Here is a 25,546-nt window from a genome sequence, read left to right as displayed (position 1 = left end):
GCGGGATCGTCCGGGGCGGCCGCAAGCGGACAGGCTGGGACCGGCGCACACCGCCGGTTTCCCCAACCTTTCCGTAGGAGTTGACTCGTGCGCGAACAGTCATGGCACAGGCCTCGTTCTTCCGGCCGGCGGCGAACGGGCCGGCGCCGGGTCGTGGCGGCCGCGGCCGCGCTCGCCCTCGGCGTCCTGGCGTCGGGGGCAGTGGCGCCGCCGACGGCGTTCGCCGCCGCCCGGCCGGACACCGTCCAGCAGGGCCTGGACGCCCTGGTGCACGCCGACGGGCTGCCCGCCGCGCTGGCGAGCGTCAAGGACCGCGAGGGCCGTACCCGCAGCTATACCGCGGGGGTGGGCGACGTGACCACCGGATCGAAGGTGCCCGTCGACGGTCAGGTACGGATCGGCAGCAGCACCAAGACGTTCACCGCGGTGGTCGTCCTGCAGCTCGTGGGCGAGGGCAGGATCGGCCTCGACGCCACGGTCGACACCTACCTGCCGGGTCTCGTCCGCGGGGACGGGTTCGACGGCGGCCGCATCACCGTCCGTCAACTCCTCCAGCACACCAGCGGACTTCCCGAGTACGAGGACCTCGTCGCCGACGACATCCGCGAGCACCGCTACTTCGAACCCCGCGACATCCTCGACGTCGCCTTCCGGCGCAAGGCCGTCTTCGACGCCGGGAAGGGCTGGTCGTACAGCAACACGAACTACGTGGTGGCCGGCCTGATCGTCCAGAAGGTCACCGGCCGGCCGCTCGCGGAGGAGGTGGACCGGCGCGTCGTCCGGCGCATCGGGCTGCGCCACACCTACTTCCCCGCCCCCGGTGACATGACCTTCCGGGAACGTCACCCCCAGGGCTACGCCCGGGACGCGGCGGGCGCGCCCCTGCGCGACGTCACGGAACTCGACCCGTCCGTGGCCTGGGCGGCGGGCCAGATGATCTCCACCAACTCCGACGTCAACCGGTTCCTGGCCGAGCTCCTGGCCGGCCGTCTCCTTCCGCCGGCACAGCTCGCCCAGATGCGCACCACCGTCCCCATCGGGGACACCGGCGCCGGATACGGGCTGGGGATCATGAGCAGGCCGCTGTCGTGCGGCGGTGTCCAGTGGGGCCACGGCGGTGACATCGACGGGTACGAGACCCGGGGCGGGGTCACCGACGACGGCCGCGCCGCCACCGTCACCGTGACCGCGATTCCGGTCGACGGGGCGGGCACGAGGCGCGTCGAGAAGGTCGTGGACACGGCCCTCTGCCGCTGAACGGCCGGGGTTCAGCCGTCCCGCCCCGGGACCTCGGGGGTTCCGGCCGGCCCGGGCCCCAGGTCCGTTTCCGGTTCCGGTTCCGGACGGGGGAGGCCCGGGGCCTCCTCCGCGTCCTCCCGTACGGCCGGTGCCGGGGCGGGGACGGCGAACTCGCACCAGACGCGCTTCCCGCTGCCCCGGGGCTCCACGCCCCAGGCGTCCGCGAGCCGGTCCACGAGCATCAGGCCGCGGCCGGACACCGCCCAGTCCCCGGCTTCGCGGCGGCGCGGCAGGGCGCTGCTCGTGTCCTCCACCTCGATCCGGATGCGGCCGTCCGCGGTCAGCCGGAGGCCGACCTGGCCGCCGCCGTCGGTGTGGACCAGGGCGTTGGTCATCAGCTCGTCCGCCGCCAGTTCGATCTCGTCCGCCCGTTCCCAGGCGCCCCACGCGGCGACCGCGGCCCGGATCAGGTGGCGGGCCATCGCCGGGCCGTCCGGGTCGCCGGGTGTCAGGCGCTGGCGCAGCGGGCCGCCGCCGCGCGGGCCGATGGCTCCGCGCCGGCGCAGCACGAGCAGGGCCATGTCGTCCCCGCCGCCCGCGTCCCCGACGAGGTCGCACAGTACGTCGGCGAGTTCCTCGACGTCGGCCGGGCCCGTGCGGGTGGCTTCCAGGAGTTCCCGCATGCCGGTCTCGGAGTCGCCGCCGGGCCGTTCGATCAGTCCGTCCGTGCAGAGCAGCAGGGTGTCCCCGGGGTGCAGTTCGAGGGTGGCGACGGGGTAGCCGGAGCCGGTTCCCGGCCGGTCGCGCGGGGGCAGGCCCAGGGGGAGGCCGCCCGCGACCTGGATGCGGTGGCAGCTGCCGTCACCCCGCCGTACGACCGGGTCGAGATGGCCGGCCCGGACCATGCGCAGCGTGCCGGTGTTGAGGTCGACCTCGGCGTAGGTGCAGGTGGCGAAGCGGTCGGTGGCCAGTTCGCGCAGGAAGGCGGAGGCCCGCGCCATGGCCGTGCCGGGGGTGTGGCCCTCCAGGACGTAGGCGCGCAGCACGATGCGCAACTGGCCCATGACGGCGGCCGCGTCCGTGTCGTGGCCCTCGACGTCGCCGATCATCACGCCGACGCGGCCGCCGCCGAGCGGGATCACGTCGTACCAGTCCCCGCCGACGTCCCGCCCCGTGCGGGCGGCCCGGTAGCGCACGGCGATCCGCGCGCCCGGCACGTCCGGGATGCGGCGCGGCAGCATGGCCCGTTGGAGGCTCTCGGCGAGGTCGTGTTCCTGCTCGAAGAGGATGGCCCGCTGGAGGCTCTGCGCGATGCCGCTGGCCAGCGCGACGAGGAGGTTGCGTTCCTCGGTGGTGAAGTCCCCGTCGCGCGCGTAGAGCAGTCCGAGCGCGCCGACGGGCCGGCCCTGGGCGATCAGCGGAAGGTAGACCCCGCTGCGCACGGAGAGCGGCTCGATGTACGGCCACAGCTGGGGGTAGCGCCGCAGGAACTCCTCACGGGAGGCGATGTAGACGGACTGGAGGGTCCGTACGGCCTCGCTCATCGGGAGCTGGGCGTCGATGCGCGTGTACTCGATCTCCGGTACGTACGAGCCCAGCTGGCCTTCGGCGACGAGGTGGATGCGGCCGCCGTCGACGACGCCGAGCATGACGCTGACGGCTCCGAGGTGGCTGAGGGCCTCGCGGTCCTTGAGGACGTCCGTCACGTCGTTGACGGTGCGGGCGTGGGCGAGGATCGCGGTGGTCCGTTCGACGACGCCGGTCAGCCTGCGCCGTCCCTCGTCCCGTTCCCCGGCGGCGCCGGGTTCGCCCGGGTCGCGGTCGGCGTCGCGGAGGATCCCGATGACCCGGTACGCGCGGCCGTCCGGGTCGCGCAGGATGTGGCCCTGGGCGTGGATCCAGGAGGTTCCGCCGTCGCGTGGGGTGCGGAAGTAGACGCCGTAGTGGCTGCGGCCGTCCCGGAGGGCCTCTTCGACGCGGCGGTCGTACCGGTCCTCCTCGCCCGCCGCGACACGGCCGCGCAGCCCGGCGGGAGTTCCGCTGAACTCCTCCGGGTCCAGGTCGAGGACCTCCAGGGCGGTGGCGTCCAGGTGCATCCGCCCGCTGTCGAGGTCCCAGTCGAAGGTACCCATGCGGTTGAGCGCGAGGCTCGTGTCCGGCCGCGCGGGCCAGTCGACCTCGGGGGTTCCTCCCCGCTGGTCCATGCAGCCAGGGTCTCACCCCTCCCCCGCCCTCGGCATGCGCAGAGCCGGATCACCGGCCCGTCCGACGGGCGGACCCCAGTGGACCGGCGCGCTCCCGTTCCGGCACACTGCCGCCGCACCTGTGCCGGCGGCGGAGCCGGTACGCCCGGCAGAAAGAGCGGCACGCCTTGACGGACACCGACACCACGCCCCCGGAGCCGACCGGTGGCCCGACCATGCCCGCAGGGCGCGAGGAAGCCCCGGCGGCGGACCCGGCGGCGGTCCCGGTACTGCCCGCGCAGCCGGGACCACCCGTTCCTCCGGTTCCGGCCTCGCCCCCGGCCGTCCCCGGCCCTGCCGGGGCGGCCCGACGGTGGGTGCTGCCGGTGGGCACGGGCGTGCTCGGCTTCCTCGCCGGAGCGGCGTTCGTGTGGTCGCTGCCGTGGGGCGGCGGCGGTTCGGCGGCGGAGAAGACCTTCACCCTGACGGGCAAGATGGCCCTGAGCGACAGCGACGGGTTCCTGAGCCTCTCGGGCGGCGGGTGCGCGGGCAAGGGCGGCTACAAGGACATCCGGGCCGGGGCCTCGGTGACCGTCTACGACGACGCCGGAAAGGTGGTGGCCACCGGCTCGCTGGGCGCCGGCGCCCGGGAAGGGCTGACGTGCGACTTCCCGGTCACCGTCACCGGCGTACCGACGGGCGCACGCTTCTATCAGGTCGAGGTCAGCCACCGGGGGAAGGTCACCGTCCCGAAGGAGGAGGCCATGGCAGGCGGGTTCGGCGCTTCCCTCGGCTGACGCACCGCGCGGCGCCCGCGCCGTGCGTCAGGGGGTCGTGGTCAGGCCCGGGCGGTGTGGGGGCGGGGTGGTGGTCGGCCGGCCGGCGAGGCCGGGCTTCGGCGGGGCGGCCGGACTGGAGGCCGGTGTTCCCGGCGGGGTGCCGGAGTCGTCGGTGAGCCCCGGTGCCCGCGACCTCGCCGACGGTCCGTCGGAGACGCCCGGGGACGACTCGCCGGGCGGATCGGCCGGGGAGTTCTCGGGCGGGGAGTCCTCGGGCGGGGCGGGGGACTCGTCCGAAGGGGGGTCCGCCGGGCTGTCTGAGGGGGTGGTGCCGTCGGGGCTGCCGGAATCGGTGGCGGGCGGCGAGGAATCCGGGGCCGAGGAATCCGGGGCCGAGGAATCCGGGGCCGAGGAGTCCGGGGGCGAGGAGTCCGGCGGCGAGGAGTCGGGCGGCGGCGGGGTCACCGGTGGTGTGGTGTACACGGGCTTGGGGATGACCGGCGGCGGGACGGGCCGGTCGGGCTCGGGGTCGGCGCCGCGCTCGCGCTCGAACCAGCGGCGGCCCTCGTGGTCGTAGATGACGATCTTGTTGACGACCTTCACGGAGGGGGCGATCACCACGACGTCCTGCGGCCGGTAGGAACTCCACGGCCGCCCGTGCCTCTTGGCGTCCGGCCCGAGCGCGACCGCGACCCCGAGCGGGTTCCCGCACGCGCAGCGGACCCGCGGCACGCCCCGGTCGTCGACGAGGACGGCCGTCCCGGCCTGGAGCACCGCCTGGTAGGGGACGGCCCTGCCGTCGCGGAAGCCGTGGTTGGTGACCCGGGTGTCCAGGGCCAGCTGTACGGGGGTCAGGGCGCGCAGGTGGCCCGGTACGGCCGCCGGCCGGATGCCGAGGGCGGCGGCGAAGGCCCGGTTCTTGGCCGGTTCCGCCGACAGCACCGCGATCTGCTTCTCGACGTCGCAGCTGGCGATGTCCTGCGTGCCGCCGTACAGGCCGGGAGTGGACCCCGTGACGCTGCGGATGGCGAGGGGGGCCCCGGTACTCCGTACGGGTGAGGGGGACGGCGGTCTGCTCGCGGGAGGCACGGTGGCCTCCTTCGCGGCCGTCGACTCGGTGAACGGGGCCGGTCCGGTCGCGGCGGCCGGCTGGAGGAACACCTCACCGCCCGCTTCGCCGGGCGTGGGGGTGCCGCCCCCGCCCGGACGCGTCAGTACCACCACCAGGGCGGCGACGGCGGCCAGCGCCACGATCGCCGTCGCCAGCCGGGGAACGGAACGCCACCAGGGTCCGCCGGACGAGCCGCCCGGGGCCACGGGCGGGCCCGGCGGAGGCGGCGGGCCCTGGCCGGCGCCGGACGAGCCATCCGCGGGCGGGCCGGCGAGCGGCCCCGAAGGCGGCCCGGTCGGCCGCTCCGGAGAGGACGGGCCCGAACCGGACGCCGAGGGCCCCGAGGGCGGCTCGCCCCCGGGCGGGGGCCGGTTCGACGGGGACGTGCCCGGCGTCGGCCGGTGAGAGGGCGGGTCGTTCGGCTGCGGCGGGCGTTCGCCGGAGGGTTGCGTGGTCACAGGCTCTCTTCCCCAGGTGAACGGGCCGTCGGCAGACCGGGCGGATACGGAGCTGTCGGACTCTCGTCGCCATTGTGTGCGGCGTTCAGGTGGTGGCCGCAAGCCGGGGATGCCTACCGTTGCAGGGTGAGCCGTACCTCTCCGAGGGCCTGGCGGGACGCCCTCGTCGCCGTCCTGGCGGGTTTCGTGGTGATGGCCGCGGTGGCCGCGGCCGGGCTGGCCTGCGCCGGGGCGGGCGACCTTCCGGGCGGCGCCTTCCCCCGGGTGGTGGCCGCGGTGGTGGTGATGGCGGCCGGCGGAGCGGTGGAGGTGACCGGCGGGGCCGGGTTCCTGGCCGAAGCGGACGCGAGCCTGTCCGTGGTTCCCCTCTCGGTGTCCCTCGCGGGCGCGCTCACCGCGGGCTCGCTCTTCCTGCGCCCCCTGCACAACCGGGCGGTCGCCGGCCCCGGCGAACTCCTGCTGCGCGCGGGCCGCCTGACGCTCCTGTGGCTGCTCGCGCTGCTCGGCACCGCCCTCCTCGCCCGCCAGGACTTCGGCCTGTCCACGGGCGACTCCCCGCTCGGCGAGATCGGCGAACTCCTCGACTCCGCGCCCACCGCGGGCTTCCGGGCCGACCTGCCCGCGACCCTCTTCTTCGGACTGCTCTGGATCCTGGGCCTGTTGCTGATCTCCCTGCTGGTCTCGCGGCGCGCTCCGCTCCCGGCCGGGCTGGTCCGCTTCCACGCGGCCGTGCGCCCGGCCGCGTTCGCCACGGCCCTGCTGCTGCTCGCGTACGTGCTCCTCGGCCTCGGTGCCGGCCTCGTGGTCGCGCTGACCCAGGGGCACGGCGGCCGCACCCTGGCGGTGCTCCTGCTCGGCCTGCCGAACCTCGCCTGGCCCGCCCTCACCCTCGGTTTCGGCGGGGCCTGGCAGGGCAGGGCCGAGGGGCCGTTCGGGCTGCCGGTGCCCCGGCTGCTGGACGAGGTCCTGCGCGGGCAGGAACGGTCCACGGTGGACGTGGCCGCCCTCGCGGAGCGGGACCCCCGGGCCTGGTGGCTGGTGCCGGTGGCGGCCGTGCTGCTGCTCGGCACGGGCGTGCTGGCCGCCGTACGCTCCCCCGCGCACGTACGGCCGCGGCAGCACGCCCTCCATCTGGCGGTGGCCCTGGCACTCGGCACGCTGACGGTGTGCCTGCTGGCCCGGGTGCAGGCCCAGTTCGGGCTCTCCCTGCTGGGCATCGGCACGGCCGACGGACTCGGCGGCTCGGTCGAACTGCTCCCGCTGCTGGGCCGCACGGTCGGCCTCGCCCTGCTCTGGGGCGCCCTGGCGGGCTTCCTCGGCGCCCTCCTGGCCCGCCGCCCGCACCGCCGCGGCCCGGTCGACGACGCCCCTGCCCGGCCATGAGGCCCTGAGGCCCTGAGGCCCTGACCCCGCGGCCCGGACCGGCTCACGCCGTCCGCGGCCTCTGCCCCGTCCCCTCCCGCCCCCCGAACACCGGCAGGGCCCAGGCCGGGGGCGGCGGGGGATGCTCCGGTGCGTGCGGGCGGTGGCGGGCCGGTCCGGCGCGGCGCAGGGCCGTCGTGAAGGCCAGGCAGTCGTCCCAGCGGTCCCCGGGGGACTTCGCGAGGGCCTTCGCCAGGACGGCGTCGACCTCCGGGGACAAGTCCGGCCTGGCCTCGGAGGGCGGCGGCGGGGCGTCGTACTGGTGGGCCCAGAGCAGGGCCAGGTCGTCGTCGCGCCGGAAGGGCGGCCCGCCCGTCAGCATCTCGTGGACCACGCAGCCCAGGCTGTAGACGTCGCAGCGGCCGTCCACCGGCTTGCCGGCGATCTGCTCCGGCGCCACGTAGTCCAGGGTCCCGACGAACTGCCCGACGGTCGTGAACCCGGTCAGCGACAGCGATTTCTTCGTCAGCCCGAAGTCCGTGAGGTACACGTGCTCCGGGTGTTCGCTGTCGGTGCCCTCCGCGACGAGGATGTTGCCGGGTTTCACGTCCCGGTGGACCAGGTCGTGGGCGTGCGCCGCGTCCAGCGCCGAGGCGACCTGGCCGGCGATCCGCGCCGCCGTCGCGACCGGCAGGGGGCCCGTCCGGTCGAGGAGGGCGCGCAGGTCCTGGCCGGCGACGTACCGCATGGCGATGTACAGAAGGCCCTCCGCCTCGCCGGCCTCGAACACCGGGACGATGTGGGGGTGGTCGATGGCCGCGGCGACCTTCGACTCGTGGGCGAAGCGCTGCCGGAAGGTGTCGTTGCGGGCCAGTTCGGGGGCCAGCAGTTTCAGTGCGACCGTCCGGTCCAGGCGCAGGTCCCGGGCCCGGTAGACGACGGCCATGCCGCCCCGGCCGATCTCGCCCTCGACGAGGTACCCGGCGATCCGTTCGCCGACCGGCCCGGAGGGCCCGCCCGTCACGGCCCTCCCCCGTCGGGCGGTCCGGCGACGCGCGTGGCCTCGTGCGGCACTTCCGGTACGTCGGCCCCTGCCCCGGGGTCCGGTCCCGGCGGCCGCGGCTCCGGCGCGGGCGGGGCTCCCGGTCCCGCGTCGGCGGCGTAGGTCGTCAGACGGCCCCCGTCCGTGTACATCCACCGTCCCGCCGTGTCGTCGTAGACCCACAGCCGGTCCCCGTCGAGGACGATCCCGGCCCGCAGTCCGAGGGTGGCGCGCCGGAAGCCCTCGGGGTCGACGCGGCCCGCGGCGAGGTCCGCGGCGGCCCGGCGGACGCGCTCCAGCGCATCGGCGGTCCGGTCGAGCAGCGGCGCGGGGTCCTCGGCCGGCCCGAGGGGCCGGCCGGCCGTCGGGGGCGGCTGCGGCACCGCCACCAGGAGCCGTCCGTCGACCCACGCGGACCATCCGTTGGAGCAGAGGATCTCCGCCCATTCCCCGCGCCGGGTCAGCAGCCGTACCGGCAGGAAGGCGTCGAGGGGGGCGGTGGGCCGGGTGGCGTCGGGGGCTTCCCAGGCGGGCAGTCCGTCGCCCGGGACGACGTGCGTGGGCCGGAAGCCGGCGCCGGGCCCGCCCGGTGCGCTGTTCATCCGGCCTACTTCCGCATGATCGCGGGCTCGTGCCGGCGCAGCAGCCGGGAGACGAGCACCCCGAACAGGACCGCCAGGGCCACCAGCATGCCGACGTTCAGCAGCCAGACGCCGCCGGAGTGGGCGAACAGGGGGTCGTCGGTGAGCGGCCCGGGCACGATCCGGCCGAGGTCGATGGTGCCGGCCATCGCGCCGAGCGCCCAGCGCGAGGGCACGAACCAGGCGAGCTGTTCGATGACGGGGACCCCGTCGAGCTGGAGCAGCGCCCCGCAGAAGACCACCTGCACGATGGCGAGGAGGACCAGCAGGGGCATGGTGACCTCCTCCTTCTTCACGAGGGCGGAGACCAGCAGTCCGAGCGTCATCGCGGTGAACGACAGCAGGGCGACGGCCAGGATGATTTCGAGGAGCGGCGGCAGGAAGACGCCCTGGCCGCCGGGGGCGCCGAGTTCCACCCCCAGGAGGGCGACGAGGGTCAGGACCACGGCCTGCGCGACGGTGATGGTGCCCAGTACGACGACCTTGGACATCAGGTAGGCCGATCTGGACAGTCCGACGGCCCGCTCCCGCTGGTAGATCACCCGTTCCTTGACGAGTTCCCGGACGGCGTTCGCGGCGCCGGTCAGGACGCCGCCGACGCACAGGATGAGCAGGGCGTTGATCGCGGTCTCCTGGGTCAGGCTGCTGCCGGCCAGGGCGCGGGCCATGGCTCCCATGACGAACGGCAGCGCGATCATGATGGCGAGGAAGGTGCGGTCGGCGCCGAGGGCCGCCGCGTAGCGGCGGACCAGGGTGGAGAGCTGCGAGCCCCAGCTCTGCGCCTTGGGCGGGGGCGTCACCGCGGCGGCCGGGCCGGGTCCGGCTCCGTCGGGCAGGAGGGGGCGGGCGACGGCGGCGACGTACCGGAGGTGCTGGGGCGAGGCCGCGTACTGGGGCGCCCAGTCGCGGCCCCGCTCGTTCTCGAACGCCTCGAAGGCCTCGGGCCACTGCGCGAAGCCGAAGTAGCCGAGCGCCTCGGCGGGCGGTCCGAAGTAGGCGATGCGTCCGCCGGGGGCGAGGACGAGCAGGCGGTCGCAGACGTCCAGGCTGAGCACGCTGTGGGTGACGACGATGACGGTGCGGCCGTCGTCGGCGAGGCCGCGCAGCATGTGCATCACGGAGCGGTCCATGCCGGGGTCGAGCCCGGAGGTGGGTTCGTCGAGGAACAGCAGGGAGGGTTTCGTCAGCAGTTCCAGGGCGACGGAGACCCGCTTGCGCTGGCCTCCGGAGAGGCTGTGGATGGGCTGGTCGGCGCGCTGGCCGAGGCCGAGTTCGGAGATCACCTCGTCCACCCGGGCCTGCCGTTCGGCCTTCGCGGTGTCCTGGGGGAAGCGGAGTTCGGCCGCGTAGGTGAGGGCCCGGCGGACGGTGAGCTGCGCGTGGAGGATGTCGTCCTGCGGGACGAGGCCGATGCGGCTGCGGAGTTCGGCGTAGTCGCGGTAGAGGTCGCGGCCGTCGTAGAGGACGCTGCCGTGGTCGGCGGGGCGCAGTCCGGTGAGGGCGCCGAGGAGGGTGGACTTGCCGGCGCCGCTGGGGCCGACGACGGCGAGCAGGCACTTCGCGCCGACGGGGAAGGAGACGTGGTCGAGGAGGGTCTTGCGGCCGTGGTCGACGGTGACGGCGAGGTCCTGCACGTCGAGGGAGACCTCGCCGGTGTCGACGTACTCCTGGAGGCGGTCGCCGACGAGGCAGAACGCCGAGTGTCCGATGCCGACGATGTCGCCCTCGGTGACGGGGGCCCGTTCGACGCGGGTTCCGTTGAGGTAGGTGCCGTTGTGGCTGCCGAGGTCGGTGATCTCGTAGGTGCCGTCGGCGAGGGCGCGCAGTTCGGCGTGCCGGCGGGAGACGACGAGGTCGTCGAGGACGAGGTCGCTGCCGGGGTCCCGGCCGATGCGGACGGCGGTCCGCGCGGGGAGCGGGCGGACGCTGGTGGGGCGGCGGAAGGTGCCGGTCAGGGAGGGGCCCCGGACGCCGGAGGGCCGGGCGCCGACGGCGGGATCGACCATGGGGTCCACCACGGGGTCCGGGACCGCTGCGGGGGCGGGTGCCGGGGGCGGGGGTGGGGTCGGGGCCGGGGGCGGACGGCCGACGAGGACGGCGCGCGGGCCGTCGTCGGCGCTGCCGAAGCGCAGTTCGCTGCCGGGGCCGACGCTCCACGCGTGGACGCGGTGGCCGTCGGCCCAGGTGCCGTTGGTGCTGCCCTCGTCCTCGACGGTCCAGTGGTCTCCGTCGGGGCGCAGGACGGCGTGGTGCCAGGAGACGCGGGCGTCGTCGAGGCAGATCTCGCAGAGGGGGTCGCGGCCGACGTGGTAGGTCCGTCCCGGGCTCATCTCGGTGGAGCCGCGGGCGGTTTCCAGGACGAGTTCGGGTGCGGTCGGCACACCGGGGCGCTGGACCATGGACAGATTTTCCCATGAGCCGGACCGACCGGCATAACCGCAGGTCAGAAGGGCCTTAAAGGTAATGACAACGGTCCCCGTTGCAGCCTTTGCCGATCTCGTCGAGGTGCGCTTCACTTCACGCGTCGGAACCGAACAGACGGGGGAAACGATGAGCGGGCACGAACACGCGCACGATCACGGCGGGCGCGCGCACGGGGGCCACGAGCACGGCCCCGGCGGGCACGGCCACGGCGTCGATCCGGACGCGGACCGCCGCTGGCTGGCGATCGCCCTCACCCTGATCTGCGGGTTCATGGCCGTCGAGGTGGTCATCGGCGTCATGGCGCACTCGCTGGCGCTGATCTCCGACGCCGCGCACATGCTGACCGACGCGGTGTCGATCGTCCTCGCGCTGATCGCGATGCGGCTGGCGGCCCGGCCGGCCCGCGGCGGTTTCACGTACGGCCTCAAGCGGGCCGAGATACTGTCCGCGCAGGCCAACGGACTGACGCTGCTGCTGCTGGCGGTCTGGCTGGCGTACGAGGCGGTACGCCGCCTCCTGGATCCGCCGCCGGTCGAGGGCGGGCTGGTGCTGGTGACGGCGCTCGCCGGCATCGTGGTCAACATCGCGGCGGCCTGGTGCATCTCCCGGGCGAACCGGTCCTCGCTGGCCGTCGAGGGCGCCTACCAGCACATCCTGAACGACCTGTTCGCCTTCATCGGGACGGCCGTGGCCGGTCTGATCGTGCTCACCACCGGTTTCGTCCAGGCCGACGCGATCGCCTCGCTCGTCGTGGTGGTGCTGATGGTCAAGGCGGGCTACGGGCTGGTCCGCGAGTCGGGCCGGATCTTCCTGGAGGCCGCGCCGGCCAACGTGGACCCCGACGCGGTCGGTGACCGGCTCGTGGGGCACCCCCCGGTGACCGAGGTGCACGACCTGCACATCTGGACGATCACTTCCGGCCAGGCGGCGCTCTCCGCGCACGTCCTGGTGGAGCCGGAGGGCGACTGCCACGCGGTGCGCCGCGACCTGGAGGCCCTGCTGGAGAAGGAGTACGGGATCACCCACACGACCCTCCAGGTGGACCACGTCCGGGAGGAGCTGCTCTCCGTCGGCCGGGCGGGCGAGGACCCGGCGGGCGATCCGCACTGCGCCGACGCCCACGGCCCGGTGCACCGGCAGGGCCCGCACGCGCACTGACCCGCGGGACACGGAGCGTGGAATCCGATCACTGAGAGTGCTCCCGGCGGGGCATGGATGGATCCGTGACGGAACCGAAGAGGTACAAGCGCAGTGCCGGACTGCTCCTGTTCCGGCGGACCGCCGACGGCGGGCCCGGCCCCGCGATCGAGGTGCTGCTGGGCCACATGGGCGGTCCGCTGTGGGCCGGGCGGGACGCGGGGGGCTGGGCCATCCCGAAGGGCGAGTACGGGCCGGACGAGGCCCCGCGCGACGCGGCCCGCCGGGAGTTCACCGAGGAGATCGGGCTGCCGCCGCCCGAGGGCGACTACCTGCCGCTGGGCGAGGTACGGCTGACGAGCGGCAAGCTGGTGACCATCTGGGCGGTCGAGGCCGACCTCGACCCCGCGCTGATGGTGCCCGGGACCTTCACCATGGAGTGGCCGCCGCACTCGGGCCGCGAGGAGGAGTTCCCCGAACTGGACCGGGTGGCCTGGTTCACTCCCCCGATGGCCAGAAACAAACTGATGGGCGCCCAAGTCCCGTTCCTGGAGCGCCTGTTGGTACTTCTGAAGGGTTGACCCGACCTTTACTTGCCAACAAACCCCACCTGCATGGACATTGCACATATGACGAACGTCGTGCTGGTGGGAACCCTGGACACCAAGGGTGTCGAGTACGGCTGGCTGCGCGAGAGGCTGTCGCGCGCCGGCGTCGAAGTGGTGCTGGTCGACACAGGGATCATGGGAAAACCCAAGGTGCCCGCGGACGTGCCGCGCGAAGCGGTGGCCCGGGCAGCGGGAACGGAACTGACGGAACTGCGCGCGGCCGCCGACCGGGGCGCGGCCGTGACCACGATGGCCCAGGGCGCGGAGGCGACCCTGTTACGCCTGCACGCCGAGGGCCGGCTGCACGGGGTCCTCGCGATCGGGGGCAGCGGCGGCACCTCCATCGCGACCCGCGCGATGCGGGCCCTGCCGCTGGGCGTGCCGAAGGTGATGGTCTCCTCCATGGCGTCCGGGGACGTGGCCCCCTACGTCGGCTCCGCCGACATCACGATGATGTACAGCGTCGTGGACATCGCGGGGATCAACAGCATCTCCGCCCCGGTACTGGCCAACGCCGTGGAGGCCGTCGCCGGGATGGCGAAGGGCTACGCGCGCGCCGCCTCGGACCGGGACCGCCCGGCCCGGCTCGGCGCGGGCCCGCGGCCGCTGATCGCCGCGAGCATGGCGGGGGTGACGACGACCGGCGTGGACGCGGCCCGGGAGCGGCTGACGGAACTGGGCTACGAGGTCCTGGTCTTCCACGTCAGCGGCACCGGCGGCCGCACCCTGGAGACCCTGGCCGGTCAGGGGATCTTCGCGGGCGTGCTGGACCTCACGCTCAGCGAGCTCGCCGACGACCTGTGCGGCGGCATCCTCACCGCCGGACCGGACCGGCTCACCGCGGCCGGGCGGGCGGGGATCCCGCAGGTGGTGAGCCTGGGCGCGCTGGACATGGTGAAGTTCGGGCCGCTGGAGAGCCTGCCGGAACGGGCCCGCTACCGCAGGGTCCGCGTCCACAACCCCTCGATCACGGTGATCCGTACGACGGAGTCCGAATGCACGGAGCTCGGACGCCGGGTCGCCGCCAAACTCCGCGGCGCGACGGGCCCCACGGCGGTCTGCGTCCCACTGCGCGGACTGTCCACGCTCGGCGCGCCGGGCGGGCCCTACCATGACCCCGGCGCGGACCGGGCCCTGTTCTCGGCGCTGCGCGACGGATTGCGGGGCAGTGCCGCCCGGCTCTACGACTACGACACCCACATCAACGACCCGTCCTTCGGGCGGGCCGCGGCCGACCGGTTGCACGCCATGATCGGCGCGGTCGCGGCCGCGGCCTGACCGGACCGCTCACCACGCTTCGAGACACCCCCTCCGGTTGGGAACCGGCCGTGGCGGAAACCGTGTCCCTGGTGGTGGCCGGTCGGGTTCGACCGGTGCGGGGACGCGGCGATGCCACGGACGGGGGCGAACGATGAGCGGTGAATGGACGGTACCGGGCTACAGCGAGGTCCGGGAGCTCGGTGCGGGCGGCAGCGGCCGGGTGGTGCTCGCCGTCCACGACGGCACGGGCACCGCGGTCGCCGTGAAGTACCTCAGCGACCGGCTGCGCGAGGACCCCGCCTTCGTCCGGGAGTTCCGGGCGGAGGCGCGGCTCCTCGGCGGCCTCGGCTCCCCGTACGTGGTGGGACTGTACGAGTACGTCGAGGCGCCGGGCGGCGCCGCGATCGTGATGGAACTGGTCGACGGGATCTCCCTGCGCGCGCTCCTCAAGCAGTCCGGGCGCTCCGAGCCCGAGGCCGCGCTGGTGGTGCTGAAGGGGTCCCTGCTGGGGCTGGCCGCGGCGCACCGGGCCGGCGTGGTCCACCGCGACTACAAGCCGGAGAACGTCCTGGTCTCCGCGGACGGCTCCTCCAAGCTCGTGGACTTCGGGATCGCGGCGGGCCGCGGCACGACCCCGGGCGTCGCGGGCACGCCCGCCTACATGGCCCCCGAGCAGTGGCAGGGCCGGCCCGCCTCGCCGACGGCGGACGTGTACGCGGCGACCGCGACCTTCTTCGAGTTCCTGACGGGCCGCAAGCCCTACGACGGGGAGAACTTCGCGGAGCTCGCCGTCCAGCACATCGAGGCGCCGGTCCCCGAGACCGAGGCCCCGGAGCCGGTGCGCCCGCTGATCCGGCGCGGTCTCGCCAAGCTGCCGGAGCAGCGACCGGAGAACGCCGAGGCGTTCGTGGCCGAGCTGGAGGGGGTCGCCCTGGCCGCCTACGGTCCGGACTGGGAGCAGCGCGGGCAGCGCAAGCTGGCCGCGCTGGCCGCCCTGCTGCCGCTGCTGTTCCCCTCGGCGGGCGCCGCGGCGGCGGGCACCACCTCGGTGGCCTCGACCTCGGTCGGGGGTCCGTCGGGCTGGGCGCCGGGGCGCGGCGGCTGGATCGCGACGGGCCTGGCGCTGGTGCTGGGCACGCTGCTGGTGTTCACGACCGATGCCATCGGCGGTACTCCGCCGGGTGCCTCGGCGCTCAGTGACTTCGCCACCACGAGCCCGGCGCCGCCGGGCGGGTCCCCGCACCCGGCCCCTTCGGCGACCGCGTCCGCCTCCCCGAGTCCCTCGCCGTCGCCGAGCGCCTCCCCCACGTCGTCGCCGTCGCCTTCGCCTTCGCCGTCCGTGACCCCGTCGCCCTCGTACACGCACACGCCGAGCCCGAGCCACTCGACGAGCCCCACGCCGACGGTGAGCTGGTCCCCGACGCCGACCCCGAGCCCCACCCCGACGCTCAAGGTGACCCACGTCGGCGTCTCGCTCAAGCCGGGCGTCTACCGGGGGGACGCGACCGTGTCGGTCGCGTCGCAGGGCAGCGGCGCCGTCACGGTGACGGTGGAGTGGTTCCTCGGCGCGACACCGGGCACCCTCGGCGTGGCCGACGGCAGCGAGACGTTCACCGTGCCGGCGGGGTCCGCCGCGCCGGTGGTCCGCACCCACTTCTTCAGCCGTGGCCACGGCTGCTACGGCGGGGTCCGGGTCACCACCAAGCCCGCCGCCGGGAACTCCTCGGCGTCCGACTCGCAGCTGCTGTACCGCTGCCAGCAGCCGGAGCCGCCGCGATGAGCGATTCCCGCGCCCCGCACGCGGGCGACGACGACGAGTACAGCGCCACCGTCCTCGGCAGTCACTGGTTCTCCGGTCCCCCGCCGCCCGCGGACGCCGCCCCCGACCGGGTCGAGGGTTCCGTACTGCGCTTCGGTCCCGGGGTGACGGCCGCCATGCCCGCCCCGTTCCCGCTGGTCCCGGGTCCGGCGGCCACCCGGCCGCGCCGGGGCGGGGGCTGGCGCCGGTACACCCTCGCCGTCGTGGTGCTGGCCCTGGTCCTCGGGTTCCTGGGCTGGCAGCGGTACGGGCCGTCCGTCGAGGTACGGGACCTGAAGGTCAGCACCGACCAGCAGGGACCCGGCTGCGACGCGGCCGCCGACGTGGTGGCCTTCGTCTCGACGAACGGACGCCCGGGCACCCTCGTCTACCGCTGGGTCCGCAGCGACGGCACCCGGTCGGAGGAGCTCACGGAGCGGGTGCCGAGCGGCCGGAAGCAGGCCACGCTGCACCTGCTGTGGACCTTCCACGGCACGGGCAGCTACCCGGCCCGGGCCGAACTCCAGCTGATCGAGCCCGTACGGCGCTCGGCGTCGGTGGAGTTCACCTACCGCTGCCGCCCATAAGGGAAAGCCGGGCCGGAAGGCCCGCCGTCGTCCCGTCCCGTCCTCCTTCCGGCCGGGTGGACGTGGCCGTCCGGCCGAAGCGCCGCGGTACCGCCCGCTGGTTGACTCGCAGGTGTTGACGAGGGCGTGCAGGACGCCCTCAGGCACCCCTGCGCGTCACGTTCCAGCCGGCGACACCCCAACCGGAACGTGGCCGTCCCGCACGGATGCCGAGTCCGCGCGGGGAGGCCCGCAGCCGCTTTGGGGAGTGGCTGCGGGCCGCTTCGTTCCCGTCCCCCCGCCGCAACCGGGGGGACGGAGTTCAGAACCGGGCGTGGGCGGTGATGTCCGCCTCGAACTCGCCCGTCATCGCCGGGGTCACCGTCGGCCGGCACTGGGCGATCGCCTCCAGGTAGTCCCGGGTGGTCGCGCCGAGCTGCGCGGCGGCCGCGCCCCGCGCCCCCACCGCCTCCAGGTCCCGCTCGAAGGACACCTGCGCCGCGATCCGCGCCGCGTGCTCGATGTCGGCCGGGGTGAACAGCTCGGTCGCCGCCACCAGCGCCGGCACGTCCACGTCGGCCCTCCCGGCCGTGTAGCGCGACCAGATCGCGGCGCGCGCCCCGGCGTCCGGGGTGCCGATCGGGATCAGGTAGTCGAAGCGCCCGGGCCGCAGGAAGGCCGGGTCGAGCGAGCGGACGGAGTTCGTCGCGCAGACCAGCAGCCGCTCGTCGCCCTCCCGGAAGCCGGGTATCAGCTTGAGGAGTTCGTTCGTGACGCCGTGGATGCCGCCCGGCTGGGCGGGCTCGGTGCGCACGGGCGCGATCTCCTCGACCTCGTCGATGAAGACGAGCACCCGTTCCAGTTCGGCGATCCGGGCGAAGGCGTCGCGCAGCGCGGCCGCCAGGTTGCCCTCGTCGGCGAGGCGGGAGGGCAGCAGCTCCACGAAGGGCCAGCCCAGCCGGGAGGCGATCGCCCGCGCGAAGGTGGTCTTGCCGGTTCCGGGCGGGCCGAAGAGGGTGATGGCCCGCGGCGGGCGCACGCCGTGCGAGGCGGCCCGCTCCGGCTCGGCGAGGGGCAGCACCACGCGCCGCTCGATGAGGTCCTTCTCCCTCTCCATGCCGGCGACCTTGTCCCACAGGTCGCTCGGGAGGAAGCGGCCGCCGAGGTCGTCGAGGAGGCCGGCGGCCGGTCCGTGCAGCGGCTCCGTCTTCTCGAAGTAGGCGACGGCGGGCTGCCGGGTGTAGCCGGCGTTGAGGAGGCCCTCGCCGAGCATGTCCTCCTCGGGCAGGACGTACGCGATCCGGCCGACGCGGGCGGCGATGAGCCGGCGTTCCAGCTCGACGAGCAGGGCACTGGCCAGTCCCCGGCCGCGCCAGCCCGCGGCGATCGCGATGCGCATCACCCAGGCCCGCTCGCCCGTCACGCAGGCGAGCGCCGCGCCGATCGGGACGCCCTGGTGGACGGCGACCACGCAGGGCTGCCGGTCGGTGAGGGCGCTGATGCACTCGGCCAGGGAGAAGACGGATTCCTGGCCGAGTTCGGCCGTGGTGTCGATCAGGTGGACCACCGCTGCGAGATCGCTCTCGCGGTAGTCGTGGATGAGCCAGTTCACCGGGTACCGCCCCTCGTTCGTGCTCCTGCGGCGAGGCTAGGGGCGGGCGGGCCCGCTGATCACGCTCCGTCGTGCACAACACCGTGTCCGGAAACCGTCCGTGTCGTCCATAGACTGGTGTCTTCCGACCGAACACCAGACCGAGGATCCGCACACCTTCATGCTTTGCCACATAGCCGCGGCCCGACGCGGGCTCCTCGTCTGGCTCCTTCCGGTCCTGTGGACGCTGGCACTCGGTCTCTGGGGGCTCTCCCGCCAGGACAGCGTGTGGCGGGACGAGGCGGCGACCTGGCAGGTGGCCGGCCGGTCGGCGGGTGAGATATGGGCGATGCTCGGCAACGTGGACGCGGTGCACGGCCTCTACTACCTGCTGATGCACGGCCTCTTCGAGGTGTTCGGGCCGGGTACGACGACCCTGCGGCTGCCGTCCGTGCTCGCGGTGGCGGCGGCCGCCGCCTGTGTGGCGCTGATCGGGAACAGGCTGGCCGGCTTCGCGGCCGGCCTCGGGGGCGGGCTCGCCCTCGGGCTGCTGCCCGCCGTGCAGTTCCACCTCCAGGAGGGGCGGCCCTACGCGCTGGTCGCGGCCGGGGCCGGCGTGTCGGCCCTGCTGCTCGTGTCCCTCGTGTCGGGCGGGCCCGGGGGGCGGGCGTGGCCGCGCTGGACGGCGTACGGGCTCCTCGTGCTGGTCTGCGCCCTGCTGAACTGGCTGTCGCTGCTGGCGCTGCCCGCGCACGCGGTGACCTTGTGGTGGGTGCGCGCCGGGCGCGGGGTGTGGCTGCGCTGGGCGGCGGCCGCAGCGGGAGCCGTCGCGGGGGCGCTGCCGCTGATCCTGTTCAGCCGGGGCCAGTCCGACCAGGTGTCCTGGATACCGCCGCTGACCTGGCACATGCTCATCGGGCCGGGCATCCTGCTGGCCATCGGGGGGCTCGGGGCGTGGGCGGACCGCCCGGCCCGCGGCCGGCTCTCGGTGGCGGCCGTCGGGCTGCCGCTGCTGGCGGTGCCGCAGCTCGGGCTGATCGGACTGTCGCTGGTGCAGCCGCTGTTCCTGGACCGGTACGTGCTGTTCGGCATGCTGGGGCTGGCCCTGCTGATCGGCGCCGCGCTGGGCGCTGCCGCCCGGGCCGCCGCGCCGCGCTTCCCGAGGGCGTCGGCGCTGCTCGTACCGGTGGTGACCGGGGCGGCGGTGGTGGCGCTGCTGCCCGTGGAACTCGGCAAGCGGGCTCCGGCCAGCCGCGTGGACGACGTACTGGCCGTGGCCGGTGAGGTGGCCCGGCTGGGCCGCGACGGGGACGCGGTGCTCTTCGTACCGGCCGCGCGGCGGGACACCGCCCTGGTCTCGCCCGGCGCGTTCCGGGGCCTGGCGGACGTGGCGCTGGCCGAGAGCCCCGAGGACTCCGCGACCCTCAAGGGGGAGGAAGCCGACCCCGCGTGGATCCGCGCGGCCCTGCTGGAGCGGCGCCGGGTCCTGCTGGTGACGGACGCGGAGCGGGTCGCCCGGCCCGCGGGCGCGCAGCGCGACAAGACGAAGGCGGCGGTCCTGCGGGAGTACTTCACGGTGGTGGAGGACCACCAGATGCGGGGCCGCCGCGTGACGGTGTACGAACGCCGGTAGCTTCCGCGCCGGGGCGTGCGGAGCTCCGGCGCCTCAGCGGGCGCTCGCCAGGGGGCGGGCGTGGGTGCCGAGCCAGGACAGGGAGGCGGCGGCCAGGTCGGGCCAGCCGCGGTCGATGGTCAGGGAGTGGCCCCGGTCCTCGAAGCACTGGTACTCGGTGGTGGCCGGGGAGTGCCGGTACTGCTTGTACGTGGAGCGGGTCAGCACGTCGGGGACGGTGTGGTCGAGCTTGCCGGACATCAGGAGCAGCGGACCGCGCGAGGCGTTGTCGGTGTTCACCCTGTTCGCGGAGTGCGGGGTGAAGTTGCCGAGGGCCAGCTGGAACAGCGGCCTGGCCGGGCTCGGGATGGTCCAGGCGTCGAAGAGCGCGTCCGAGTCCGGCTGGGAGACGGCGTTGGCGAAGGCGTAGCGGAACTGCTCGCGGTTCAGGGACACCGCGCGGTGGATGTTGCCGGGGTCGCGGAGGAAGGCGAACGCCGACTTCGCCTGGGCCGGGGCGAGGGCCTTCACCCCCTTGATCTGGCCGGGGCAGATCGCCACGGCGGCGGAGGCCAGGCCCTCGCCGAGCAGGTGCTGGGCGATGAAACCGCCGACGGAGTGCCCGACCAGCACCGGCGGGGCGGCGAGCGTGCGGATCACCCGGGCGTGCGCCTCCGCGATCTCGGCCAGGCCGACGCCCGCCTGCGCGTCGGGCAGCCGGCGGGACCCGGTGACGGTGTCGGGTACCCCCGGCCACTCCGGCATCAGGGGCTCGTACCCGGCGTCGTGGAAGGTGTCGGCCCAGCCCTGCCAGCTCGTCGAGTGCAGCCACAGGCCGTGGATGAAGATCACCGGTGTGCGCCGTGTCGTCATGTCGGGACCTCCTGAAGGACCTCGGCCCCCCCTGGAACCACACCTCTGTCAGTCTCGCCCCGCGGGCCGGGTCCCGCCTGTGCGGGCGCGGCCCCCGGTTCCGGGCCGCTCCCGGATTCACAGCGGATTCATATGGAATTCCGGGCTCCGCACATGGTTTCGGCGGGGAGGCTCGGAAACATGATCCACGGCATCCTCCCCCGACAGGCCGGCCGCCCCCGCGCCCGGCGCGCCACCCGGATCCTGCTCGCCCTGTGCGCGACGGCCGCCCTGCTGGGCGTGGACGTGCCCGACCCGGCGTCCGCGCCGCCCCTGGGCGTCACCGCCGCCGCCCGGCCCGGCACGTCCGCCGACCGCGTGGGCGCGCTGTTCGCGGGCGGGCTCGACGGCGGCCACTTCTGCACCGCCGCCGTGGTGCGCAGCGCCGGCCGGGACGTCATCGCGACGGCCGCGCACTGCCTGGACCACCCCGACACCACCGTCTTCGCGCCGGGCTACCGGGACGGCGAGGCCCCGTACGGGGTGTGGCGGCTGTCCGGCGCGTACGTCGCCCCGGGCTGGCGGGACGGGCAGGACCCGGACGAGGACATCGCGTTCGCGACCCTCGCCCCGCTCGACGGAGCCCTGATCGAGGACGTCGTGGGCGGTTTCCCGGTGGCCGGCGAGCAGCCGGACGACGTGGCGGTGACGGTCCTCGGCTATCCGAGCACGCGGGAGACGCCGCTGCGCTGCGCCAACGCCACGGAGCTGCTGTCGGCGACGCAGCGCCGGATCGAGTGCCCCGACCTCAGCGGCGGCACCAGCGGCAGCCCGTGGCTGGCGGACGGGGCGCTGGCCGGTGTGCTCGGCGGGTACGAGGGCGGCGGCACGGTCCCGGAGGTCTCGTACAGCGCGGTGATGGGCGAGGGGGCGCTGGAGCTGTACCGGGAGGCGTCCGCCCGGGGGGCCCTCGCCCTCGGCTCCCCCGCGCAGGGGCCCACGGCGTGGTGACCCACGTCACTTGCCGCAGGTGTCACGTTCGGCCGGTCCGGTCTGTCACAGGGGTGTAGGCAGCACCGACCTCGACCGAGGAGACCGTCATGGACGCCCGTCTGAACCTGTTCGCCAGCCCCGTCGCCGGCAAGATCCTGAAGCACTTCATCGCGGCGAACCGGGTGATCGCGGAATCGTCGCTGCCGGCCGTGACGCAGGAACTGGTGAAGATCCGCGCCAGTCAGATCAACGGCTGCGGCTTTTGCACCGACATGCACACGAAGGACGCCGTCGCGGCGGGTGAGGACTCGGTACGCCTCCACCTGGTGGCGGCGTGGCGGGAGGCCACCGTCTTCACCGAGGCCGAGCGCGCCGCGCTGGAGCTCGCGGAGCAGGGCACCCGGATCGCGGACGCGGCCGGCGGGATCACGGACGGGGCCTGGGCGGAGGCGGCCCGGCACTTCGACGAGGAGCAGCTCGCCGCCCTGGTGGGACTGATCCCGTCATCAACAGCTTCAACCGGGTGAACGTCGCCGTACGGCAGCCCGCCGGTGACTACCAGCCGGGCCAGTTCGGCTGACCCTCGGGTTCGGCTGACCCTCGGGTTCGCGCGCCGCCGGCCGGTTCACCGTCCGGCGGCGGCCGCGAACCAGGTCGGCTCGTCGAGGAAGGCGCGCCGGATCCGCTCCAGGGCGAACGGTTCCAGCGGCGGCAGCGCCGACGCCTCGAACCAGGCCACCTCCAGGAGCTCCCCGTCGTGGGCGCGCGCCTCCCCGCCGGTCGCACGGCAGCGGAAGGTGATGTCCTGGAACTGGCAGACGTCGCCGTTGGGGTACGTGATCGGCTGGAGCATCTCGACGAGGACGACCCGCTCCGGAACGCACCGCACGGCCGTCTCCTCGTAGACCTCGCGCACGGCGGTCGTGGCGGGCTGCTCGCCCGGCTCGGCGATGCCGCCGATCACCGACCACCGTCCGGTGTCGGCGCGGCGGCCGAGCAGGACCCGCCCCGCGTCGTCGACGACCACGGCGGTGACTCCGGGCAGCAGGAGCAGCTGCTGCCCGGCACCGGCCCGGATCTCGCGGATGAACTGGGGGGTGCTCATGCCACGACCTTACGAAGGAGGACGGGGGCGGCCGTCGTCATGCGGACCGCCCGGCGCGAATGCGACGGGCCAGGACCAGGCCGAGCCCGCCGGCCGCGACCAGGAGCAGCGCGTACTCGGGCAGCGGGCCGAAGCGGGTGGCGGGGGTCTCGGTGGAGCGCAGCGGGATCTCGGCCACCAGCGCGTCGGCGGTGAACATCTTCGTCCGCTCGGTGATCGTGCCGTCGGGCCGGATGACGGCGCTGACGCCGCTGGTGACGGGGACCAGGACCGTCCGGCTGTGCTCGACGGCCCGGATCTGGTCCATCGCGAGCTGCTGGTAGGTCATCTGGCTGCGGCCGAAGGTGGCGTTGTTGCTGGGCACGGCGATGACCTGGGCGCCGGCCCGGACGGTGGAGCGCACGGCGTCGTCGAAGGCGGCCTCGTAGCAGGTGACCATGCCGATGCCGCTGCCGGCCATGTCGAAGACGCCGGGTTCCTTGCCGGGGCCGAAGTCCCGGCGGACGCGGTCCACGTCTGCGCTGAAGAGCCGGACGAAGGAGCGCATCGGGATGCGCTCGCCGAACGGCTGGATCTTGCGCTTGTCGTAGGTGTCCACGGGGCCCTTGACCGGGTCCCACAGGATCATCGTGTTGCGCAGCGGACCGGTTTCGGGTGCCAGTACGGAGCCGATCGCGACGGGTACGCCGATGGCCTTCACGGCCCGGTCGATGGCGGCGTACGCGTCGGGCTGGGTGAAGGGGTCGATGTCGGAGGAGTTCTCCGGCCACAGGACGAAGTCGGGCTTGGGGACCCGGCCGGCCTTGACGTCCTCGGCCAGCTGGACGGTCCGGTTGGCGTGGTTGTCCAGGACCTGGCGGCGCTGGGCGTTGAAGTCGAAGCCGAGGCGCGGGACGTTGCCCTGGATGACGGCGGCGACGGCGGTGCCGTCCTCCGCGGCCGCGGAGACCAGGGGGCGGGAGGCGAGGGCCACGCCGACCGGGGCGGCGACGGCCAGCGCGGCGAGCGCGGCGGTGGTCTGCCGGGGGTGTTCGCGGGTCGTGCGCAGGACCTCGTACAGCCCGAACCCGCACAGGGCGACGCCGAAGGAGAGCAGCGGGGTGCCGCCGAGGGCGGCGAGCGGGACGAAGATCCCGTCGGCCTGGCCGAAGGCGAGCTTGCCCCAGGGGAAGCCGCCGAAGGGGGCCCGGGCCCGCAGGGCCTCGTCCGCGACCCAGACGGCGGCGGCCCACAGCGGCCAGGCGGGCAGCCGGCTGACGAGGGCGATGCCGAGGCCGCCGAGGCCGATGAACAGGGCTTCGAGGGTGACGAGGGCGAGCCACGGCACCGGGCCCACGCCCTCGCTGGTCCAGACGAGGAGCGGCAGCAGGTAGCCGAGCCCGAAGAGGAACCCGAGGCCGAACCCGGCGCGGGCCCGGCGGCCGCGCAGGCAGCCCGCGAGCAGGGCGAGGGCGAAGGGCGCCAGCCACCACAGCGGGCGGGGCGGGAAGCTCAGGTAGAGCAGCACTCCGGCGAGGACGGCGACTACGGGCCGTACCAGTCGGGCGGCCCTCCGCGACAGGGCCCCGGCTCGGGGTGCGCCGGCTCCGGCGGTCTTCGCGTCGGCCGCCTCGGATGCTGCGAGGGGCGACGGCGAGGGGTCGTTCCCGGCGTCGCGGGTGACACTGCTGCTCATCTGGCGGAGTGTACGTCCCCGCACGCCAAAGGCTGGTAAGGACCTGGACCGCGGGCCCCGCCGCCGGTACCGGCGTACCGGTGCGGCCGCGGTGGGGTCAGCCGGCGAGGGCGCGCAGGTGGGCGCGGATGACGCGGACGGCGTTCTCGGCGTCGTCGACGGTGACCGTGAACAGCTTTCCGTCCCCGAGCCGCAGTTCCACGCCCTCGCCGCGGCGCACGATGATGGCGGTCCCCTTCTCGGGGCGCCAGCGGTATCCCCAGCCGCCCCACTGCTGCGGGGTGATGCGGGGCACGAACTCGGCGGAGGTGACGTCCGAGAGCCGGATGGTGCGGCGGGGCAGCCCGACGTGACCGCAGCGCACCTCCAGCGCCTGGGAGTCGACGGTGACGGCGACGTACACGAAGGCGAGGGTGCCGTAGAGGATCAGCAGGCCCGCGGCGAGGCAGCCGACCACGGACATGAGCAGCGGGGCGATCCCGGAGGTCCAGGAACCGCCGACGGCGAGGTGGATCCCGAGCGCGACGCACGCGGCGCCGGCGGCTGCGAGGAGCCACTGCACACGGTTGGAGGCCCGGCCCGTCCAGAGCGGACCCGGGGGGTGATCCGTCATGTGTAGCAGCGTACTCACGTTCCGCATGGACGCCACCGCCTCTCGCCCAGTCGGTCCACGGCCGCCCGCTCGCGCGGGTCCGGCGTCTGCGCCTGCCCGGAGCCGCCCCGGGCAAACGGCCGGGGCGGGCGCCTCAGCCGGGGAGCAGCCGGACCAGGGCGTCGCGCAGGGCCGTGCGGCGGACGGTCATGAACCGGTGCAGGGTCCGGGAGCCGAAGGCGACCCGCTGGGCGCTGCGGCGGCGCTCGGCGTCGTACGCGCGCAGGGCGGCGGGCAGGCCCGTACGCCCGTGCGCGGCGACGGCGCGGGTCAGGGCCTCGGCGTCGAGGAGGGCGGTGCACGCGCCCTGGCCGAGGTTCGGGGTCATGGCGTGCGCGGCGTCGCCGACGAGTGCGGTCCGGCCGCCGGTGACGAAGGAGGGGAGCGCCGGGTGGAGGTGGCGCATCTCGTAGCGGATCCACGCCGAGGGGTCGGTGTCGGCGAGCACGCGGGGGCTC

General features: G+C 74.7%; 20 protein-coding genes and 2 pseudogenes. 11 read left to right on the top strand and 11 right to left on the bottom strand.

Features of this window, described 5'->3' with window-relative positions; all coding sequences use genetic code 11:
* The first annotated feature begins 153 nt into the window (after nucleotides 1-153).
* Nucleotides 154-1,257 carry a serine hydrolase domain-containing protein gene (locus ABZZ17_RS00780; protein ID WP_356870707.1) on the top strand — a complete coding sequence of 368 codons (1,104 nt, stop codon included), beginning with the start codon at nucleotides 154-156 and terminating at the stop codon, nucleotides 1,255-1,257.
* Between the two features lie 11 nt (nucleotides 1,258-1,268).
* Here ABZZ17_RS00780 and ABZZ17_RS00775 read toward each other — a convergent pair whose 3' ends face one another.
* Nucleotides 1,269-3,443, bottom strand: a complete 2,175-nt coding sequence (locus ABZZ17_RS00775; protein ID WP_356870496.1) for a SpoIIE family protein phosphatase — start codon at nucleotides 3,441-3,443, stop codon at nucleotides 1,269-1,271.
* Between the two features lie 167 nt (nucleotides 3,444-3,610).
* Here ABZZ17_RS00775 and ABZZ17_RS00770 point away from each other — a divergent pair, with 167 nt between their 5' ends.
* Nucleotides 3,611-4,219 carry a hypothetical protein gene (locus ABZZ17_RS00770; protein WP_356870494.1) on the top strand — a complete coding sequence of 203 codons (609 nt, stop codon included), beginning with the start codon at nucleotides 3,611-3,613 and terminating at the stop codon, nucleotides 4,217-4,219.
* A 27-nt stretch (nucleotides 4,220-4,246) separates the two neighbouring features.
* Here ABZZ17_RS00770 and ABZZ17_RS00765 read toward each other — a convergent pair whose 3' ends face one another.
* Nucleotides 4,247-5,518, bottom strand: a complete 1,272-nt coding sequence (locus ABZZ17_RS00765) for a DUF6777 domain-containing protein (protein ID WP_356870492.1) — start codon at nucleotides 5,516-5,518, stop codon at nucleotides 4,247-4,249.
* Nucleotides 5,519-5,896: 378 nt separating this feature from the next.
* Between ABZZ17_RS00765 and ABZZ17_RS00760 the strand changes: the two genes are divergently transcribed.
* Nucleotides 5,897-7,153: a streptophobe family protein gene (locus ABZZ17_RS00760; protein ID WP_356870490.1), complete on the top strand. Its 1,257-nt coding sequence runs from the start codon at nucleotides 5,897-5,899 to the stop codon at nucleotides 7,151-7,153.
* Between the two features lie 43 nt (nucleotides 7,154-7,196).
* Here the strand turns inward: ABZZ17_RS00760 and ABZZ17_RS00755 are convergent, their stop codons facing one another.
* From ABZZ17_RS00755 to ABZZ17_RS00745, 3 genes are read right to left on the bottom strand one after another with little or no spacing between them, the layout of a single operon-like run.
* Complete coding sequence (locus ABZZ17_RS00755) at nucleotides 7,197-8,156, bottom strand: serine/threonine-protein kinase (RefSeq protein WP_356870489.1); 960 nt, start codon at nucleotides 8,154-8,156, stop codon at nucleotides 7,197-7,199.
* The gene (locus ABZZ17_RS00750; protein WP_356870487.1) at nucleotides 8,153-8,776 is read right to left on the bottom strand and encodes a hypothetical protein; all 624 of its coding nucleotides are present in this window, start codon (nucleotides 8,774-8,776) and stop codon (nucleotides 8,153-8,155) included. The genes ABZZ17_RS00755 and ABZZ17_RS00750 overlap by 4 nt, the downstream gene beginning before the upstream one ends.
* Nucleotides 8,777-8,781: 5 nt before the next feature.
* Nucleotides 8,782-11,214 (bottom strand): FHA domain-containing protein, encoded by a 2,433-nt coding sequence (locus ABZZ17_RS00745; protein ID WP_356870485.1) that lies wholly within the window; start codon nucleotides 11,212-11,214, stop codon nucleotides 8,782-8,784.
* A gap of 151 nt (nucleotides 11,215-11,365) precedes the next feature.
* Between ABZZ17_RS00745 and ABZZ17_RS00740 the strand changes: the two genes are divergently transcribed.
* From ABZZ17_RS00740 to ABZZ17_RS00720, 5 genes are all read left to right on the top strand, one after another.
* A complete protein-coding gene (locus ABZZ17_RS00740) occupies nucleotides 11,366-12,397 on the top strand; it encodes a cation diffusion facilitator family transporter (RefSeq protein ID WP_356870483.1) in 1,032 nt (343 codons plus the stop codon).
* A 65-nt stretch (nucleotides 12,398-12,462) separates the two neighbouring features.
* Nucleotides 12,463-12,957, top strand: coding sequence for an NUDIX domain-containing protein (locus ABZZ17_RS00735; RefSeq protein ID WP_356870481.1), 495 nt, complete (start codon nucleotides 12,463-12,465; stop codon nucleotides 12,955-12,957).
* A 48-nt stretch (nucleotides 12,958-13,005) separates the two neighbouring features.
* Nucleotides 13,006-14,262 (top strand): Tm-1-like ATP-binding domain-containing protein, encoded by a 1,257-nt coding sequence (locus ABZZ17_RS00730; RefSeq protein WP_356870705.1) that lies wholly within the window; start codon nucleotides 13,006-13,008, stop codon nucleotides 14,260-14,262.
* Nucleotides 14,263-14,395: 133 nt separating this feature from the next.
* Nucleotides 14,396-16,024, top strand: a complete 1,629-nt coding sequence (locus tag ABZZ17_RS00725) for a serine/threonine-protein kinase (protein ID WP_356870479.1) — start codon at nucleotides 14,396-14,398, stop codon at nucleotides 16,022-16,024.
* Nucleotides 16,021-16,629, top strand: a complete 609-nt coding sequence (locus tag ABZZ17_RS00720) for a hypothetical protein (RefSeq protein WP_356870477.1) — start codon at nucleotides 16,021-16,023, stop codon at nucleotides 16,627-16,629. Before ABZZ17_RS00725 ends, ABZZ17_RS00720 begins: the two co-directional genes overlap by 4 nt.
* Before the next feature lie 301 nt (nucleotides 16,630-16,930).
* On the opposite strand, the gene ABZZ17_RS00715 is transcribed toward ABZZ17_RS00720, so the two are convergent.
* The gene (locus ABZZ17_RS00715; protein ID WP_356870475.1) at nucleotides 16,931-18,220 is read right to left on the bottom strand and encodes a bifunctional GNAT family N-acetyltransferase/ATP-binding protein; all 1,290 of its coding nucleotides are present in this window, start codon (nucleotides 18,218-18,220) and stop codon (nucleotides 16,931-16,933) included.
* A gap of 160 nt (nucleotides 18,221-18,380) precedes the next feature.
* Here ABZZ17_RS00715 and ABZZ17_RS00710 point away from each other — a divergent pair, with 160 nt between their 5' ends.
* Nucleotides 18,381-19,832 carry a hypothetical protein gene (locus tag ABZZ17_RS00710; protein WP_356870473.1) on the top strand — a complete coding sequence of 484 codons (1,452 nt, stop codon included), beginning with the start codon at nucleotides 18,381-18,383 and terminating at the stop codon, nucleotides 19,830-19,832.
* Between the two features lie 33 nt (nucleotides 19,833-19,865).
* Here ABZZ17_RS00710 and ABZZ17_RS00705 read toward each other — a convergent pair whose 3' ends face one another.
* Nucleotides 19,866-20,684, bottom strand: a complete 819-nt coding sequence (locus tag ABZZ17_RS00705) for an alpha/beta fold hydrolase (RefSeq protein ID WP_356870471.1) — start codon at nucleotides 20,682-20,684, stop codon at nucleotides 19,866-19,868.
* Nucleotides 20,685-20,864: 180 nt separating this feature from the next.
* Here ABZZ17_RS00705 and ABZZ17_RS00700 point away from each other — a divergent pair, with 180 nt between their 5' ends.
* Both ABZZ17_RS00700 and ABZZ17_RS00695 read left to right on the top strand, forming a co-directional pair.
* Nucleotides 20,865-21,674: a trypsin-like serine protease gene (locus tag ABZZ17_RS00700; RefSeq protein ID WP_356870469.1), complete on the top strand. Its 810-nt coding sequence runs from the start codon at nucleotides 20,865-20,867 to the stop codon at nucleotides 21,672-21,674.
* Between the two features lie 89 nt (nucleotides 21,675-21,763).
* A pseudogene (locus ABZZ17_RS00695) lies at nucleotides 21,764-22,236 on the top strand (carboxymuconolactone decarboxylase family protein).
* Between the two features lie 45 nt (nucleotides 22,237-22,281).
* Here the strand turns inward: ABZZ17_RS00695 and ABZZ17_RS00690 are convergent.
* The 4 genes and pseudogenes from ABZZ17_RS00690 to ABZZ17_RS00675 all read right to left on the bottom strand — a co-directional run.
* The gene (locus ABZZ17_RS00690) at nucleotides 22,282-22,761 is read right to left on the bottom strand and encodes an NUDIX domain-containing protein (protein ID WP_356870467.1); all 480 of its coding nucleotides are present in this window, start codon (nucleotides 22,759-22,761) and stop codon (nucleotides 22,282-22,284) included.
* Between the two features lie 37 nt (nucleotides 22,762-22,798).
* The gene (lnt, locus tag ABZZ17_RS00685) at nucleotides 22,799-24,436 is read right to left on the bottom strand and encodes an apolipoprotein N-acyltransferase (RefSeq protein WP_356870465.1); all 1,638 of its coding nucleotides are present in this window, start codon (nucleotides 24,434-24,436) and stop codon (nucleotides 22,799-22,801) included.
* Between the two features lie 97 nt (nucleotides 24,437-24,533).
* Nucleotides 24,534-25,049: a hypothetical protein gene (locus ABZZ17_RS00680; protein ID WP_356870463.1), complete on the bottom strand. Its 516-nt coding sequence runs from the start codon at nucleotides 25,047-25,049 to the stop codon at nucleotides 24,534-24,536.
* Between the two features lie 133 nt (nucleotides 25,050-25,182).
* Nucleotides 25,183-25,542 (bottom strand): annotated as a pseudogene (locus ABZZ17_RS00675) (FAD-dependent monooxygenase); the annotation flags it as partial.
* Nucleotides 25,543-25,546 lie beyond the last annotated feature (4 nt).

Source organism: Streptomyces sp. NPDC006512, assembly GCF_040611935.1.
Classification (GTDB): domain Bacteria; phylum Actinomycetota; class Actinomycetes; order Streptomycetales; family Streptomycetaceae; genus Streptomyces.
Note: the sequence above shows the minus strand (reverse complement) of the source record. Positions and strands in the feature narration are given on the sequence as shown.

Excerpts from the sequence above, each read along its gene's own strand:
- lnt (WP_356870465.1), bottom strand. The coding sequence starts at position 24,436 with ATGAGCAGCAGTGTCACCCGCGACGCCGGGAACGACCCCTCGCCGTCG.
- ABZZ17_RS00750 (WP_356870487.1), bottom strand. The coding sequence starts at position 8,776 with ATGAACAGCGCACCGGGCGGGCCCGGCGCCGGCTTCCGGCCCACGCAC.
- ABZZ17_RS00740 (WP_356870483.1), top strand. The coding sequence starts at position 11,366 with ATGAGCGGGCACGAACACGCGCACGATCACGGCGGGCGCGCGCACGGG.
- ABZZ17_RS00720 (WP_356870477.1), top strand. The coding sequence starts at position 16,021 with ATGAGCGATTCCCGCGCCCCGCACGCGGGCGACGACGACGAGTACAGC.
- ABZZ17_RS00705 (WP_356870471.1), bottom strand. The coding sequence starts at position 20,684 with ATGACGACACGGCGCACACCGGTGATCTTCATCCACGGCCTGTGGCTG.
- ABZZ17_RS00700 (WP_356870469.1), top strand. The coding sequence starts at position 20,865 with ATGATCCACGGCATCCTCCCCCGACAGGCCGGCCGCCCCCGCGCCCGG.
- ABZZ17_RS00690 (WP_356870467.1), bottom strand. The coding sequence starts at position 22,761 with ATGAGCACCCCCCAGTTCATCCGCGAGATCCGGGCCGGTGCCGGGCAG.
- ABZZ17_RS00745 (WP_356870485.1), bottom strand. The coding sequence starts at position 11,214 with ATGGTCCAGCGCCCCGGTGTGCCGACCGCACCCGAACTCGTCCTGGAA.
- ABZZ17_RS00680 (WP_356870463.1), bottom strand. The coding sequence starts at position 25,049 with ATGACGGATCACCCCCCGGGTCCGCTCTGGACGGGCCGGGCCTCCAAC.
- ABZZ17_RS00775 (WP_356870496.1), bottom strand. The coding sequence starts at position 3,443 with ATGGACCAGCGGGGAGGAACCCCCGAGGTCGACTGGCCCGCGCGGCCG.
- ABZZ17_RS00725 (WP_356870479.1), top strand. The coding sequence starts at position 14,396 with ATGAGCGGTGAATGGACGGTACCGGGCTACAGCGAGGTCCGGGAGCTC.
- ABZZ17_RS00710 (WP_356870473.1), top strand. The coding sequence starts at position 18,381 with ATGCTTTGCCACATAGCCGCGGCCCGACGCGGGCTCCTCGTCTGGCTC.
- ABZZ17_RS00730 (WP_356870705.1), top strand. The coding sequence starts at position 13,006 with ATGACGAACGTCGTGCTGGTGGGAACCCTGGACACCAAGGGTGTCGAG.